Consider the following 17,003-nt stretch of genomic DNA (forward strand, 5'->3'; position numbering starts at 1 on the left):
GCGTCAGTCCGACGAAAGAGTGTGCCCGGCCGCTTCCAGAGCGGTCCGGGCCCGCTCGTACTCCCCGGCCGGTACGAGTACGAGATCCGCGTCGAAGGTCGACGCGGCGAACACGCCGATCCCGGCGGCGGCCAGCGGCACCAGCACGCCCGCCAGCATGCCGGGCAGGTCCAGGCCGTGGGCGTCCGCCCCGTACAGCCCGCGCCAGGGACCGCTGACGGGCCCGGTGCCGCCCGGCAGGCGTTCGGCGCACACCACGGTGAGCCCGTCCCGGGCCCGGGTGACCGAGGACCACGGCCGGGCGGGCAGCGCGGGAACGGGGGCATCCGGGGGCAGGCGGTGCACCCACAACTGGTCAGGGAGGACGTAGAAGTGCTGCGGAACGATGGTGACGGAGAGTTCGGCCATGGGGACGACCCTACGGCGGCGCCCCGGTTCGCCGATCAGGCCGGGTACTGGCTCCCGAAGCTGACCGGCGCCTTCTGCGAACCCCTCCTCGAGCCCGAGGCCTCGCAGTCCGCCGCCGCTCCTGCCGCGCCCGCCGCCGTCGCTCCCGAAGCCGCCGCCGCCCTGCACGCGATGACCGGCGGCGCCCCCGAAGGCCTGCTGCTGCTCACCGTCGCCGCCGCCAGGATCGCCCTCGCCGGACTCACCGGGCACGGCGCGCAGGGCCGGGTGCCCGTCGTCGTACCGGCCCTCGGATCCCCCCTGCCGCAGGCGGAGTTCGCGCTGCTGGCCCCGCTGGACCCGGCCGCGCCCGCGACCTCCTTCCTGGAGGCCCTGCACGCGGAGCTGGAACAGGCCGCCGCCCGCCCCTGGCAGGACCGGGACGCGCTGAGCGCCCGGCTCGACGCCGTCACCCCCGGGGCGGGCGCCACCCTGTCCCAGCTCGCCGTCGTCTGCCCCGCCCTGTACGGGGACCGCTCGCCGCAGCCGCGGGCCGCGCTCGTGCTGCGCGTCGAACAGGCCCCGGACGGAGGCCTGTCGGTCGGGGCGCACGGCGCCGCCGCCCTCACCGGAGCCCTGCCCCGCTGCGTGGCCGCCGTACTCGAGGCCCTCGCCGCCGACCCGCGCCGCAGCCCCGGCGCCATCGACGTCCTCGGCCCCGCGCTGCGCGCCGAACTCCTCGGCCTCGCCGCCCTGCCCGCCCCCGCCGCCTTCGCCGCCGCCACCCTCACGGACCTCTTCGAGGAGGCCGTCCGCCGCACCCCCGAGGCCGTCGCCGTCACCGGCGAGGGCCGCACCCTGACCTACCGGCAGCTCGCCGCCGAGGCCGGCCGGGCCGCCGCCGCTCTCACCGCACGCCACGGCATCGGCCCCGGCGACGCGGTGTGCGTCCTGGCCCCGCGCGGCGCGAGCCTGGTCACCGCCTTCCTCGCCGTCCTGCGCACCGGCGCGGCCGTGGTCCCCCTCGAACCCCGCCAGCCCGCGGCCCGCGCGGCCCTGCTGGCCCGCCTCAGCGGCGCCCGGCTCGCGCTGCGCGCCGAGGGCGTCGGACCCGCCGGCGCGGACCTTCCCGTACCGGTGGCGGACCTCGCCGGCCTGCTCACCGACGAGGCGCACCGGCCGGCGGACGCACCGGCGGACACAGCGGTGGACGCAGCGGCGGACGCAGCGGCGGACGCAGCAAACGCAGCGGCGGACCGGGCCGAGCCCGGTGCCCCCGCGATGATCCTGTTCACCTCGGGATCCACCGGGACCCCCCGGCCCGTCGCCGTCCACCACGACCAGCTGAGCCACAAGATGCTCACCGGGTCCCGCGCGCTCGGCATCGACGCCCGGACCCGTACCGCGATGCTCTCCGCGGTCACCTCCGACGCGACCGCCTTCCAGGTCTTCACCACCCTCCTCGCGGGCGGCACCCTCGTCGCCGTCGGCGACCCCGACCGGCTCGACCCCGACGCGCTGTGGCAGCGGGTGCGCAGCGGCGAGGTCAACCTCGTCAACTGCGTGCCCGGACTCTTCTCCGTCCTGCTGCGCGCCCTGCCCGAGGACGGCGAACTGCCGCTGCGCCACCTGCTGCTGGGCGGCGACACCATCCCGCGCGGCCTGCTGCCGCGCACCGCCGGACGACTGCGCATCGGCACCTTCGCCAATCTGTACGGGCCCAGCGAGGCCACCGTCGAGGCCACCATGTTCATCCGCGACGGCGCCTCCGCCCAGCGGCTCGACCGGGTGCCCGTCGGCCGCCCCTCGCCCGGCTACGGCGTCTTCGTGGTCACCCCCTCCGGGGAGCTCGCCCCGCCCGGCGTCCCGGGCGAGATCCAGATCGCCGGACCCGCCGTCGCCCCCGGCTACCGCGGTGACGCCGAGGCCACCGCCGCCCGCTTCGGCCCCTCCCCGCACGCCGGGGACGCCCCCGTCTTCCGTACGGGGGACCAGGGCCGCTGGAACGCCGAAGGCGAACTGGAGTTCCTGGGCCGCTCCGACGGCCAGGTGCAGATCTTCGGCACCCGCGTCGAGACCGGCGAGGTCGAACAGACCCTGGTCCGCCACCCGGACGTGGTCGAGGCCGTGGTCGTGCCGCGCACCGCCACCGACGGCACGGTGACCCTGCACGGCTGGTACGTGGCCCGGCGCACCTCCCCGGACACCTCCCCGGACACCTCCGCGGACGCCTCCCCGGACGCCTCCGCGGACAGGCCGCTCGAGCCCGCCGCGCTGGCCGCCTGGCTGCGCGAGCGGCTGCCCGCACCGATGCTCCCGGCCGGCCTGCACCGCCTCCCCACCCTGCCGCTCACCGTCCACGGCAAGGTGGACCGGGCGGCGCTCCTCGCGCTGCCCACCACCGGGCGGGGCCCCGTCTGGCAGCCCGCCGACCCCGTGGAAAGCCTCGTCTACGAGGCCTGGACCGAGGTGCTGGGCCGCCCGCCGCTCTCCGCGCACGAAGACTTCTTCCGGGCCGAAGGACACAGCCTGTCCGCCGTCCAGCTCGTCGCCACGCTCTGCGAGGGCACCGGCCGCCCCGACGCCGCCCGGGTCCACGAGGTGTTCGACCTGCGCACCCCGGCCGCGCTCTCCGCCCTCCTGCGCGAACGCGGGGCGCTGCCCCGCAGCCGCGCCGAGGCCGCCCCGGCCGCGCCGCAGGGAACCGAGCCCGCCGCCGCCCGTTCCGGGAACACCTTCCCCGCCTCCAACGCCCAGCGCCGGATGTGGCTGCTGGACCGGATGGACCAGTCGCCCGTGCCCCCGTACACGATGGTCGAGGCCTACCGGCTCGACGGCATCGTGGACGAACCCCGGCTCGCGGCCGCCGTGGACGCGCTCGTGGCCCGGCACCCGTCCCTGCGCACCGTCCTGCGCGAGACCCCCGAGGGCCTGACCCAGGTCGTCCTCGACCCGCCCGTCGGCGTCCTGCGGACCGAGCGCGACACCACGCCGCAGGAGGCCTTCGCGCGCGCCTGCCGCCACCGCTTCGACCTCGCCGAGGGCCCCCTGGCCCAGGCCGCCTGGGTGCCCGACGGCCCGGACGGCGGCGTCCTGCTCTTCACCGTGCACCACGCGGTGTGCGACGGCTGGTCCTTCGGCCTGCTGATGCGCGACCTGTCGCAGCTGCTGACCGGCCCGGCCGGGGCCCTCGAGCCCGCCCCCTCCTACACCGAGCACACCGAACGGCTCGCCGCCCGGCTGGCGGGTCCGCAGGGCGCGGCGGACCGCGCCTACTGGCGCGAGCGGCTCGCCCGGCTGCCCGAGCCGCTGGAGCTGCCCGCCGACCGCCGCCGCCCGGCCGCCCGCAGCGCCGCGGGCGGCACCGTACGCCTCACCCTCGACCCGGAACTGGTCCGCGCGCTCGGCGACCTGTGCCAGGACAGCGCGGCCACCCCCTTCATGGGCTTCACCGCCGCGCTGCGGGTGCTGCTGTGGCGGCTGTGCGCCGAGCCGGACGTCCTGCTGGGCACCGTCGTCGCGGGCCGGCCCGACCGGCGCTCCGCCGAGACGGTCGGACTGTTCGCCAACACCGTCGTCCTGCGCACCCCGGTGGACACCGGCGGCTCCTTCCGCGAGCTGCTGGCCGCCGTACGGACCACCGCGCAGGAGGCCATGGCCCACCAGGAGTACCCCTTCGAGCAGCTCGTCGAGGACCTCGCGCTGCCCCGCGACCCCAGCCGCAACCCCGTCTTCGACGTGCTCGTCGAGACCGCCCTGGACGACGCCGTCGCGGCCGGACCCGGCCTGGCCGTCCGCCACCTGCCCTTCGAACAACCCGTCAGCGACTTCGACCTGGCCTTCAGCTTCCGCGGCGCACGGGCCGGGGACGCGGGCGAACTGTGGGTCGGCTACACCGACGACCTCTTCGACCGGGACAGCGCCCGGCGCATGGGGGAGCGGCTGGTCCACCTGCTGACCGGCCTGCTCGCCCGCCCCGACGCCCCGCTCGCCGAGGTCCCCGTACTGCCCGCCGCCGAACGGCGGTTCCTGCTCGACGAGGTCAACGAGACCGCCGCCCCCTTCCCCGCGGACCGCACCCTCCTGGACCTGGTCGAGGAGCAGACCGCCGCGGGCCCGGACCGCCCCGCCGTCGTGCACGGCACCACGGTCCTCACCTTCGGCGAGCTCGACGCCCGCGCCGAGGCCGTCGCCGCGCGCCTGCGCGAGGCCTGCGCGGCGGGCCCCGGCGGGCTCGTGGCCGTGGTCACCGAGCGCACCGAGTGGATGGTGGTCAGCGCCCTCGCCGTCCTGAAGACCGGCGCCGCGTTCGTCCCCCTGGACCCCGAACAGCCCGGCGACCGGCTCGCGTTCGCCCTCGCCGACAGCGGGGCCCTCGCGGTGCTCGCCGACGGCGGCCACCACGCCAAGACCGCCGCCGTGACGAGCCTGCCGGTCCTGGACCCGCGCACCGCCGCGGCGGGCGGCGCCCCGGCCGCCGCGCTGCCCCCGGCACCCCGGGCCACCCCGCGCGACCTCGCGTACGTCATCTACACCTCGGGCTCCACCGGCCGCCCCAAGGGCGTCATGATCGAGCACCGCGGCATCGTCAACACCGTCCACTACCGGGCCGGCTACTACGGGTTCGGGCCGGACGCGGCCGTGCTCCAGGTGCCGCCGCTGCACTTCGACAGCGGGGTCAACGACATCTTCTCCGCGCTGGTCGCCGGTACCCGGGTGGTGGTCCTCGGCAAGGACCGGCTCCTCGACGTCGAGCACGTGGCCGAGGAGATCGGGCGCAACCGCGTCACGCACATCATGCTGGTGCCCAGCCTGTACCAGCTGATGCTGGAGCGCTGCGCCCCCCGCCTGGCCTCGGTCCGCCAGATCGTGCTGGTCGGCGAACGGCTCCCGGAGGCCCTCGCGGCCCGCCACGCCGAACTGCTGCCGCACACCGTCCTCTACAACGAGTACGGGCCCACCGAGGACAGCGTGTGGACCACCGTCCACCGGATCACCGACCCGGGCGCGGACGTCCTGATCGGCCACCCCATCGCCAACAAGACCGTCGACGTCATCGACGCCCACGGGGACCTGGCCCCGATCGGCGTCCCCGGCGAACTCTGCATCTCCGGCGCCGGACTGGCCCGCGGCTACCTCGGCAACCCGCAGCTGACGGCCGACCGGTTCACGCCCCACCCGCTGCGCCCCGGCCGGCTCATGTACCGCACCGGCGACCGGGCCGCCCGCCGGCCCGACGGCAACCTGCTCTTCCTCGGCCGCATCGACGACCAGGTCAAGATCCGCGGCCAGCGGGTCGAGCCGGGCGAGGTCGCGGCCGTCCTGGCCGGGCACCCGGACGTACGGCGCTGCGCGGTGCTGGCGGTGCCCGACGAGCGCGGCGAACAGGGCCTGGTCGCCTACGTGGTGGGCGCGGCCGTCCCGCGCGTCCTGCGGGCCTACCTCGCCGAGCGGCTGCCCGCCGCCATGGTGCCGGGCACGTACGTGGAGATCGCCGAGCTCCCGCTGAACCCGAACGGCAAGCTCGACCGCCGCGCCCTGCCGGCCCCGCCCCGCGCGCAGGCCGAGGCGTGCGCCGATCTGAGCCCCACCGAGCAGCGGGTGGCCAAGGTCTGGGAGGAGGTGCTCGCCGTGCCGGTCACCGACCCCGACACCGACCTCTTCTCCGTCGGCGGGCACAGCCTGACCGCCGCCCGCCTGGCGACCGGCCTCCAGGAGGAGTTCGGCGTACGGGTCCCGCTGGTCGCCGTCTTCCAGCAGCAGACCGTACGGGCCCTCGCGGCGATGCTCGACACGCCCGCCGGTACCCCGACCACCCCGACCACCCCGACCACCCCGCCGGCCCCGGCGGTCCCGGCGGTCCCGGCGGCCGCGCCGGCCCCCGCGGCGGACCTCCCGCGCGCCGACGACGGTGTCGTCCTGCCGCTCTCGCGGGCCCAGCGCCGGATCTGGATGGCGGCCCGGACCAGCCCCAGCCCGGTCGCCCTCAACATCACCGACGCCGTACGGGCCGGCCGCCCGCTGGACACCGGCCTGCTGCGGGAAGCCGTCGCCGCCCTGGCGGACCGGCACGAGGTGCTGCGCACCCGGGTGGCCGTCGTCGACGGCACCGCCCGGCAGATCGTCATGGACCGGCTCCCGGCCGGGCCGCCGCTGTCCGTCGTCCGCGTCGGCGCCACCGATGAGGCGGTCGCCGAGGCGGTGACCGCCGCCCACGGCGTGCCCTTCACCCTCGCCACCGGACCGCTGTTCGCCGTCCGCCAGCTGACCGGCCACCCCGGCGGCGACGTCCTGGCGATCACCGCCCACCACATCGTCTACGACGGGGACAGCGCCGCCCTGGTCGCCCGCGACCTCCTCGCCGCCTACGACGCCCTCGAGGTGGGGACCCGTCCCTGGGACGGCCGCCCCGCCCGCCCCTACCGGGACTGGGTGGCCGAGGAGGCCGCCTGGCTGGAGAGCGGCGAGGCCGCGCGCCAGCGCGCGTACTGGACCCGCACCCTCGCCGGTCCGCTGCCCCGGCTCGACCTGCCGGGCACCGGACCCCGCGCCGACGCCGGACGCCAGGGCGCGGGCGTGGTCCGGCGGGCGCTGCCCGCCGCCGTGCTGCACGCCGCCGCCGAGGGGCGGGGACCCCGCTCCGGGGGAGCCGCGGGAGCCGGGGGAGCCGGGGGAGCCGCCACCCCGTTCACCGCGCTGCTCACCGCCTGGGCGCTCGTGCTGCACCGCCGCTCCGGCAGCGCCGAGGTGATCATCGGCTGCCCGGCCGGCACCCGCGACCGCGCGGACACGGCCGAGATCGTCGGCTGCTTCGTCAACGCCCTGCCGGTGCGGCTCGCACCGGGCGAGGCACACAGCACCGCCGAACTGCTCACCCAGGTGCGCGACCGGCTCGCCGAGGCGTACGACCACGCCCGCTTCCCCTTCGACACCACGGTCCAGGAGATCGCGGAACGGCCGGAGCGCGGCCGCCGCCCCGTCTACGACGCCGGACTGAGCTGGGAGACGTCCGAACGCCTCACCGACGGGCCCGCGTTCCTCCCCGCAGACCCCTCGCAGGCCCCGCTCAGCGACGACCTGCGGATCTACGCGAGCGAGCGCGACGGCCGGGTCCTGCTCGAACTGGTCTACGACCGGGCGCTGTTCACCGAAACCACCGCACGCGAGCTGCTCGACGAGGTGGTGGGCGCCCTGCGCTGCCACCCCCACTGGTACCTCGCCGCCGGCCGGCCCGCGGACGGGCCCGGGGCGCACCCCGAGCCCTCCTGCACCGACGAAACCGACCTACTGCACACCGCAGGGAGCGTACGGCCATGACCGCAGCACCCCTCAGCATCCCCGTCACACGGGAACCGGTCACCGCCGCCACGGTGCTGCGGCCCCGGCTGACCCGCGAGAGCGTCCCCGGGCACACCAGGCGCAGCCTGCCCCTGCCCGCCGCCTCCCGTACCGCCCTGCGCCGGGCCGGCGGGCACCCCATGGACGAACTGGTGCTGCTGTGCGCGGCGGCGGCCCTCGCCCTGGCCGCCGCCGAGGACACCGACACCCCCGCCCTGACCGTCGCCGGCCCCGCCGGCCCCGTCGCCGTCACCGTCCCCACCGGCCAGGGCGAGGACACGGCCGGAGCCCTGCTGGGGCGGATCCGCGACGAGCTGCTCGCCGCCCGCCCCGCCGGAGCCCGCGCCGGGACCCTCACCGTCGCCGCGGAGGGCACGGACCGGCCCGCCCCGGCCGGCGAGGCGCTGCTGCTCACCCTGGAGGGCTCCGGCGAGGACCGCGTCCTGCACGCCGACGCGGACACCGGGCGCTGCGAGAGCTGGTTCGCGGACACCGTGCTGCGCGTCGTCGCCCACCTGCTGGCCCAGCTCGGCGACCCCGGCCGCGAGCTGGGCGCCCTCACCCTGGCCGACGCCACCGACCGGGAGACCGTCAAGGGCTGGGGCGCGGCCGGGTTCTGGCCGCCCGCCACCGCGACCACCCTGCTCGAGCGGCTGGACCGCGGCCACCTGGCGGGCGGCGAAGGACTGGCCGTCGTCACCGGCGCGGGAACGGCCGAGGGCCCCGACGAACTGGGCCACGCCCGGCTGCGCGCCGAATCCGTGCGCACCGCCCGCCGCCTGCACCACGCGTACGGGGTGGGCCGCGGCGACCGGGTCGCCCTGCTCGTCGGCAAGGGCCGCCACGCGCTCACCGCGCTGCTCGGCACGGTCCGGTCCGGCGCCGCCTACGTACCGCTGGACCCGGCGCAGCCCGAAGAGCGGCTCGCCGCCGTGCTCGCCGACGCCGGCGCGGCCGCCCTGGTGGCCGAGCCCGAACACCTCGACCTGGGCCGCGCGCTGGCCGGGCGCACCGGCCTGCGCCTGCTGTCCGCCGCCGAACTGGCCGCCGACACCGCCGATCTGGCCGCCCTGCCCGAGGAGGAGCCCGAGCCGCCGCGCCCCGAGGACACGGCGTACGTGATCTACACCTCCGGATCCACCGGGCAGCCCAAGGGCGTCGTCATCCGCCACTCGGCGATCGAGAGCTACCTCGCCTGGAAGCACGACTACCACCGGCTGTCCCCCGACACCTGCCTGCTCCAGGTGCCCGCCCTGTCCTTCGACAGCTCCGTCTCGGACGTGTTCTCCGTGCTCGGCGCGGGCGGCGCCCTCGTCCTGGTCGACGGCGTGCGCCGGCTCGACGGGGCCCACCTGCGCGGGCTCGCCGAGCGGTACACGGCCACCCACGTCACCCTCGTGCCCAGCCTCTACACCGCCGTCCTCGACGAGCTGGCCGCCGCGGGCACCCTGCGCGTGGTCACCGTCGCGGGCGAGGCGATGCCCGGCGAACTCGTCGCCCGCCACCAGCTCCAGCTGCCGCGCACCCGGCTGGTCAACGAGTACGGGCCCACCGAGAACTCCGTCGGGGCCACCGCCTTCGACTACCCCGCGCACCCGCTGCCCGGCACGCCGATCGGCTGGCCGCTGTCCCACACGGTCGTCGAGGTGCTCGACGCCGCGGACCGGCCGGTGCCCCCCGGCTTCCCCGGCCAGCTGCACTTCTCCGGCCCCGGACTCGCCGACGGCTACCTGCACCGGCCGGAGCTTGACGAGGCGGCCTTCCCCGCCGCGCCGGAGCAGCCCGGCGGCCGCCGCTACCGCTCCGGAGACCGGGGCTGGTGGCAGCCGGGCGGCACCCTGCAGTTCCTCGGCCGCACCGACGACCAGATCAAGATCCGCGGAAACCGGGTCGAACTCGGCGACGTGGAGGCCGCCCTGGCCGCCCTGCCCGCCGTGGAGGCGGCCGTCGCCGTGGCCTGCCGGGGCGCGGGCGGCAGGACCTCCCTCGTCGCCTTCGTCACCGGCCCCGCCGCCGCGACCCCCGCGGCCGTCCACGCGTACGCGGGCACCGTGCTGCCCGCGCCCCTGGTCCCCGACCGCGTCCTGCCGCTGGACCGGGTGCCGCTCACCACCAACGGGAAGATCGACCGGCGGGCCCTGGCCGAGCGCGCCCAGGAATCCGCGCCCGCCGCCGAGCCCGCCCCGGCCGCCGCGCCCGAGGCCCCGCAGAGCCTCGAGGAGCGCGTCACCGCGGTCTTCCGGGAGGTCCTCGGCGCCGACCGGATCGGCCCCGACGACAACTTCTTCGCCTGCGGCGGCCACAGCCTGCTCGCCATCGACGTCATCGCCGCCCTCGAACAGCGCCACGGCCTGGTCCTGGGGATCGACGAACTCCTCGACGGACCCTCGGTCCGCGAAGCCTGCGCGGCCCTGCGCAGCCGCGGCGCGGACGACGCCGGCCCGCCGGCGGCCGCCGCGTCCGCGCAGGGCGCGCAGGACGCGGACCACCCGCTGTCCGCCGCCCAGCGCCAGCTGTGGACCCTCGCCCAGCTCGACGCCGCCGCGGACAGCGTCCACCACCTCACCGACGTGTTCCGGATCGACGGGCCGCTGGACGAGCGCCAGGTCGCCCAGGCCCTCGCCGACGAGGCCGCCTGCGCGGAGCTCCTGCGCGCCCGCTTCTTCGTCCGCGACGGCGAACCCCGCCAGCGGTTCGTGTACGGGGACCGGCCGCCGCTCACCGTCCTGTGGCCCGCACCCGGCACCGACCCCGCCGCCACCCTGCGCGCCGAAGCCCGGCGCCCCTTCGACCTGGAGCGGCAGCCGCCGCTGCGCGCCGTCCTGCTGCGGCTCTCCCCGACCAGCGCGCTGCTGGCGCTGACCGTCCACCACATCGCCTGCGACGGCGAATCGGCGGTCCTGCTGGCGGCACGGATCTTCGCCCGGCTGCGGGCGCTGCGCACCGGCACGGCCGCCCCCCGGCCCGCCGCCGGCAGCTACCTCACCCACATCGCCCGCGAGGCCGCCGCCCTGGCGGGCCCCGAGGCACAGCGGGACCGCGCCCACTGGCACGCCGAACTGGCCGGGCCGCTGCCCTTCCCGCTGCTGCCGGCCGACGGAGAGCGCGGCGCCCCGCCCGGCCCCGGCGGCTCGAGCCGGCTGCGGCTCTCCGAGGGCGACAGCCGGGCCGTGCGGGCGCTGGCGCGCACCTGCGGCACCAGCATGTACGGGACCGGGCTGACCGCCCTGGCCGAACTGCTCCACCGGTTCACGGGCGAGCACCGGATCCTCGTCGGCACCCCCGTCACCCGCCGCGACGACCCCGCGTACGCGGGGGTGATCGGCCCGTTCCTCAACACGGTGGTGCTGACCTGCGAGGTGGCACCGGACCTCGGCTTCGCCGAGCGCGCCGCCGCCACCCGCTCCGCCGTGGCCTCGGCCATGGCCCACCGCGCCCACCCCTTCGAGCGGCTCGTGGCCGAGCTGCCGGGGGCCCGCGACGGCGGCGGCCGCACCCCGCTGTTCTCGGTCATGTTCACCGCCGACGAGCGCGGCGCGGCCGGTACCGGCGACGGCAGCGAGCTGGACGCCGGCCCCGGACTGACCGTACGGCGGGAGCAGTACGCCGATCACGCCGCCGAGTTCGAACTCAGCTTCCACCTCGACAACTCCGGCGAGCTGGTCGAACTCACCGCCGAGTACGACGGCGCCCTCTTCAGCGCCGCCCGCGCCACCCGGCTGCTGCGGCACTGGGCCGACCTGCTGCTGCGCGCCGCCGCCGACCCCGGCCGCACCCCGGCCGGTACGCCGCTGCCCGACGCCGAGCGCGCGGAACTGGCCGCGCTGGGCGACGCCTGCGCCGCCCACCCCGGCGCCCGGATCACCGACGCCGCCGGGCGGCCCGTACCCGTCGGAGTCCCCGGCGACCTGAGCACCGGAGCCGGGGCGACCGGGCTGCGCGCCCACTGGTCCGAGCGCGGCGAACTGGTGCCGCGCGGCCGCGCCGGGCGGCTGGTGCCCGACCCGGACCGTCCCGGCACCCACCTCGACCCGGCCGAGGCCGAACTGCTGCTGCTGGCCCAGCCGTCGGTGCGCGCCGCCGAGGTCCGGGCCGCGGCGCCGGGCGAGCCCGGCCCCCTGACCGCCCACGTCACCCCGCAGCCCGGGCACACCCTGAGCCCCGGCGCGCTGCGCACCCTGCTGCGCCGCGCGCTGCCGCTGCGGCTGACCCCCGCGACCGTCCACGTCCACACCACGGAGGAGGAACGGCAGACGCCGGAACCGGCCCGGCAGACGCCGGCGGCGCAGCGCGCCGCCGGTCCCGTCGAGCTCGTCGCCCAGGCCGTCGCCGAGGCGCTCGGGCACGAACGGGTCGGACCGGACGAGGACTTCTTCGACCTCGGCGGCAGCTCCCTGGACGCCGTCGCCGTGGCCGCCCGGCTGCGGATCTCGCTGGGCCGGGACGTGTCGCCCCGGCTCGTCTTCGACTCCCGCACCCCGGCCGCGATCGCCGGAGCCATCGGCTCCGCCGCCCCCGCGCCCGCCGCCGCCGGCGCCGTGGCGCAGGACGGGCCGGTGCGCGGACCGGCCGGCGGCCCCGCCCCGCTCAGCACCGAACAGGCCGAGATCTGGCAGGCCCTGCAAGGCGGCGCCGCCCCCGCCGCGTTCGTCGTGTTCGAGGCTCTGCGGGCCGGCGCCCGTACCGTCGACCCGCACGCCCTGCGGCAGGCCGTCGAGCACACCGCCGCCCGCCACGACGCCCTCTCCTCCCGGCTCGTCGTCACCGGCACCGGCCCCTGCTGGCAGCCGCTGACGGTGCCCCGCACCGGCTGGGCCGAGGACGACCTGTCCTCGCTGCCCGAGGCCGACCGGCCCGCCGCGCTCGACGCGCTGGCCCAGCGGCACCTGGAGGAGCCCTTCGACCTCGCGGCCGGACTGCTGCTGCGGGCCCGGCTGGTGCGCCTGGACACCCACGAGCACGTCCTGCTGCTGGCCGTGCACCACATCGCCGTCGACGGCCGCTCCATGGAGCTGCTCGTGCAGCAGACGGCCGCCGCCTACGAGGAGTTCGCCGCCGGACGCTGGCCCGCGGACCGGGCCGGCGAGCCCCCGCTGCGGCTGGCCGACGTGGCCCGCTGGCAGCAGGAGCGCACCCCGGCCGGCGCGGACGAGGAGTGGCGGCGCGCCCTGGCCGCCGGCGAGCCGCCGCGGCTCCCGCTGCCCTACGACCGGCCCCGCCTGGTGCGCGGCGCGCTCATGCCGACGGAACTGCCCTTCGCCTTCCCGGCACCGGGCGCCGGGGCCTTCGGCCGCGCCGACGGCCTGAGCCCGTTCGCCCTCGGCCTCACCGCGCTCGTCGCGGCCCTGGCCCGCGGCGGCGGCGACGGCACGGACGGGCCCCCGGACGAGGTGTGGCTCGCCACCGTCCTCAGCACCCGGTCCCGGCCCGGCCTCGCGGACGTGGTCGGCCCGCTCACCGGCACCGCCCTGCTGCGCGTGCCGACGGGCACGGCCGGCACCTACCGTGAACTGGCCCGCGCCGTCGGGGACGCGCTGCTCGCCGCACACGACCGGCCCGGAGCGGGCCTGGACGCCGTATCCGCCCTCGCGGAGGGCGAGTTCGGCGTGGACCGGGCCCGCCTGAGCCAGGTCCTGGTGGTCGCCCAGGAGGACGCGGCCCCGGTCCCCGGCGCCCTGTTCACCCCGGACGGCACCATCGCCGCCACCCGGCCCACCGCCACCGCCTTCGACCTCGTGTGGTCGCTGCGCACCGGAGAGGACGAAGCCGACGGCGTCCTCACGTACAAGGGCGAGCTCTTCGACGGCTCGACCGCCGCCCGCCTGGTCGAACGCACCCGGCAGGCACTGGCCGCCCTGGTCTCCCGCCCCGACGCGCCTTGGAGGGAGCAGCCGTGACCCCCGGCCCCGCCACCGTGACCCCCGGCCCCGCCGCCGTGACCCCCGGCCCCGCCGCCGTGACCCCCGGCCCCGCCGCCGTGACCCCCGGCCCCGGCCCCGCGACCGCCGACCCCGCCGGGACCCCGGAGGGCTGGCAGCGGATCCTCGCCGCGCTCAACGACACCGCCGCCCCCGTCCCGGACGGGCCGGTGGCCGCCCTGCTCGCCGAGCGGGCCCGCCCCGTCGCCGACCGGCCCGCCGTGGTGGCCCGCGACCGCACCCTCGGCCACGGCGAACTGCACACCCGCGCCGAGGCGCTGGCGGTGCGGCTGCGCGCCCGCGGCGCCGGGCCCGGCGTACTGGTCCGGGTCTGCCTGCCCCGCTCCGCGGAGCTGGTCGTGGCCGTACTGGGGGTGCTGCGCTCCGGCGCCGCGTACGTGCCGCTCGACCCGGAGCACCCGGCCGAGCGGCTCGCCCAGCTGATCGACAGCGCCCCGGCGCCGCTCACCCTGACCACCGCCGCGCTGGCCGGGCTGTTCCCCGGCCCGGGCGTGCTCACCGTCGACCTCGACGCGGACCTCGATGCCGACTTCCGCGCCGCGGCCGCCACCGGGGCGTCCGTTCCGCCGGTCGGCGGCCCGGCGCCGGGCCCGGACGACCTCGCGTACGTCATCCACACCTCGGGCTCCACCGGCCGCCCCAAGGGCGTGGCCATCGAACAGCGCTCCCTGGTCAACCTGCTGGAGGCCACCGCCGTCCCCTTCGGCCTCGGCCCGGACCGGCGCGTGCTGCAGTTCGCGAGCCCCGCCTTCGACGTCTCGGTGTGGGAGATCCTCGCGCCCCTGTGGGCGGGCGCGGCCGTCGTCGTCTTCGACGAGCCCATCGCGTCCTCCGAGGCCCTGGCCGCGCTTGTCCGCGAACGCCGCGCCGACACCGTCTTCCTGCTCGCCGCCCTGCTGGCCCAGCTGGACCCGGCCGCCTTCCCGGACGTGCGGACGGTGGTGACCGGCGGCGAGTCCTTCAGCCGGGCACTGGTGGACCGCTGGGCCCCGGGCCGGGACCTCATCTACGTCTACGGGCCCACCGAGGCGACCGTGTTCCAGTCCTGGCACCGCTGCCCGCCCGGGCTCCCCGAGGAGCCGCCCACCATCGGCCGCCCCATGGCCAACCTGCGCTACTCCGTGCGCGACGCCTCCGGCGCCCAGGTCGGCCCCGGCGTGGAGGGCGAGCTGTGGATCGGCGGCACCGGCGTGGGCCGGGGCTACCTCGGCGGTCCCGGGGACGGCTCGGGCCCGTCCGACGCGGCCGCGGCGCGCTTCGTACCCGACCCCGACGACCCCCGCCCCGGCGCCCGGCTCTACCGGACCGGGGACCTGGCCCGCCACCGCGCGGACGGCACCCTAGACTTCCGGGGGCGCGCCGACCGGCAGGTGAAGATCCGCGGCTTCCGCATCGAGCCCGGCGAGGTGGAGACGGCGCTCGCCGCGCTGCCCGGCATCGCGGCCGCCGCCGTGGTCGTGCCCGAGGGCACGGCGCAGCCGCTGCTCGCCGGATACGTCGTCCTCGACGGCCCGCTGCCCGCCGACTGGCGGTCCCGGCTGGCCGAGCGGCTGCCCTACTACATGGTCCCGGCGGCGGTGATCCCCGTGGAGCGGATGCCCAGCACCCCCAACGGGAAGATCGACCGCCGCGAACTCGCCGCCCGGCCCCTGCCGGACACCCCGGCCGGGCCGCCGTCCGGCGAAGCCGGTGGCGAGGGAGCCGGGGACGGGGAGGCCGATGAGGTACGGGCCGTCCTGCGCGCCCTGTTCACCGAGGCGCTCGGCCGGCCCCTCGCGGACGACGGCGACTTCTTCCTCCTCGGCGGGACCAGCCTCAAGGCCGCCTCCCTGGCCGCGGCGGCCGCCCGGCGGCTGTCCGCGCCGGTGCGGGTCCGCGACGTCTTCGACTGCCCGAGCGTCGCCGCCCTCGCCGCGCGGCTCGCGCCCCGCGCCGGCACCGCGTCCGCCGGCTCCCCGCAGTCCGCCGGCTCCCCGGACGCCGGAGGGCCGGGCCGTGCCTCCGCCGTCCAGCGCTGGCTGTGGCTGGAGGACCGCGCCCGGGGCGGGGGGACGGCGGGTACCGCCGCCTACCACGTGCCCCTGCTGCTGGACTGCCACGGCACGGCCGATCCCGCCGCCCTGCGGGCCGCCTTCGCCCGGCTCCAGGAGCTCCAGCCGCAGCTGCGCACCGTGTTCCCCGAGGAAAGCGGCGAGCCGGTGCCGAGGCCCGCCCCCGCCCCCGCCCGCCTGGAGGTCCTCGACCTGCCCGACGAGCCCGCGCGCGAAGCCCTCGTACGGGAGTGGGCGCACCGGCCCTTCGACCTGGAGGCCGGCCCGCTGGTGCGCGCGGCCCTGCTGCGCCGGCCCGGCGGCCCGGACCGGCTGCTGGTCGTCCTGCACCACATCGTCGCCGACCAGACCTCGCTCGAGGTCATCGCCCGCGCGCTGGCGGGGACCGGGGGACCGGAACCCGAAGGCGTCGCCGGGCTGCCCGTACCCGGCCCGCACGAGCACGCGTACGACACGCAGCTCGCCTACTGGCGCCGGCAGTTGACCCCGCCGCCCACGCCCCTGCCGCTGCCCGTGGACCATCCGCGCACGGGCCCGGCCGGCCGCGGCACCGCCGTGACCGCCGTCCGGCTCGACGCGCAGGAGCTCGGCGCGCTGGAGCGGCTCGCGCGCGGCCACCGTACGGGCCTGTTCGGCGTGCTGGCGGCCGCCGTGGCCGCCGCCCTGCACGAGGCCACCGGCGCCTGCGACATCAGCCTCGGCACCGCCGTCAGCCGCCGCCCGGACCTCGGGCCGGCCGGCGCGGTGGGCTGCCTGGTCAACACCGTGGTCCTGCGGACCGCCGTCCACGGGGAACTGCCCTGTACGGAACTGATCGCCGATCTCGCCGGCAAGACGGTCGGCGCGATGGACCACGGCGGGCTGCCGTTCAGCGAGCTGGTGCGCGCACTGGACCCGCCGCGCCTGCCCGGGCGCAACCCGCTCTTCGACGTGTGGGTGACCCTCTGGGACGAGATCGACACCGGGCCGGGCGCGCTGCGGCTGACGGGCGGTCCGATCCCGCTGGACGAAGGAATGTTCGACCTTTCGTTCCAGTTCATGCGTTCCTCAAGCGGATTGAGGCTGCTTCTCCAGTACGACCGCGCACTCTACGAGCCAGGTACGGCAGGGCTACTGGCCCAGAAGGCCGCCCGTGCCGCGAGCCGGCTCGCAACGGCCGGTCCGCTGGCCCCCGTCTGCTCGCTCGCCAACGAAGCCCCGGCGCCGCAGACACCCACCGGCCGTCCGGCGTTCGCGGGATTCTCCTGGGACGCTCCGCGGCCCTGAATCCCGAAAGGGAATGCCTGGC

Annotated in this window: 4 protein-coding genes; 3 read left to right on the plus strand and 1 reads right to left on the minus strand. The window is 77.8% G+C overall.

The features are described 5' to 3' along the window. Window positions 1–3: 3 nt before the first annotated feature. Window positions 4–408, minus strand: coding sequence for an ACT domain-containing protein (locus ACZ6I1_RS26445; RefSeq protein ID WP_469291172.1), 405 nt, complete (start codon window positions 406–408; stop codon window positions 4–6). On the opposite strand from ACZ6I1_RS26445, the gene ACZ6I1_RS26450 reads away from it, so the two are divergent. From ACZ6I1_RS26450 to ACZ6I1_RS26460, 3 genes are read left to right on the plus strand one after another with little or no spacing between them, the layout of a single operon-like run. Next, a complete protein-coding gene (locus tag ACZ6I1_RS26450; protein ID WP_469291174.1) occupies window positions 373–7,704 on the plus strand; it encodes an amino acid adenylation domain-containing protein in 7,332 nt (2,443 codons plus the stop codon). The genes ACZ6I1_RS26445 and ACZ6I1_RS26450 overlap by 36 nt on opposite strands. Next, entirely contained in the window at window positions 7,701–13,622 is a 5,922-nt protein-coding gene (locus ACZ6I1_RS26455; RefSeq protein ID WP_469291176.1) for an amino acid adenylation domain-containing protein, read from the plus strand. Before ACZ6I1_RS26450 ends, ACZ6I1_RS26455 begins: the two co-directional genes overlap by 4 nt. Then, complete coding sequence (locus tag ACZ6I1_RS26460; RefSeq protein ID WP_469291178.1) at window positions 13,619–16,981, plus strand: amino acid adenylation domain-containing protein; 3,363 nt, start codon at window positions 13,619–13,621, stop codon at window positions 16,979–16,981. Before ACZ6I1_RS26455 ends, ACZ6I1_RS26460 begins: the two co-directional genes overlap by 4 nt. The last annotated feature ends 22 nt before the right edge of the window (window positions 16,982–17,003 follow it).

The organism is Streptomyces sp. NPDC046303 (assembly GCF_055588085.1).

Coding starts and splice junctions, on each gene's coding strand:
- ACZ6I1_RS26445 (WP_469291172.1), bottom strand. CDS start 408: ATGGCCGAACTCTCCGTCACCATCGTTCCGCAGCACTTCTACGTCCTC.
- ACZ6I1_RS26455 (WP_469291176.1), top strand. CDS start 7,701: ATGACCGCAGCACCCCTCAGCATCCCCGTCACACGGGAACCGGTCACC.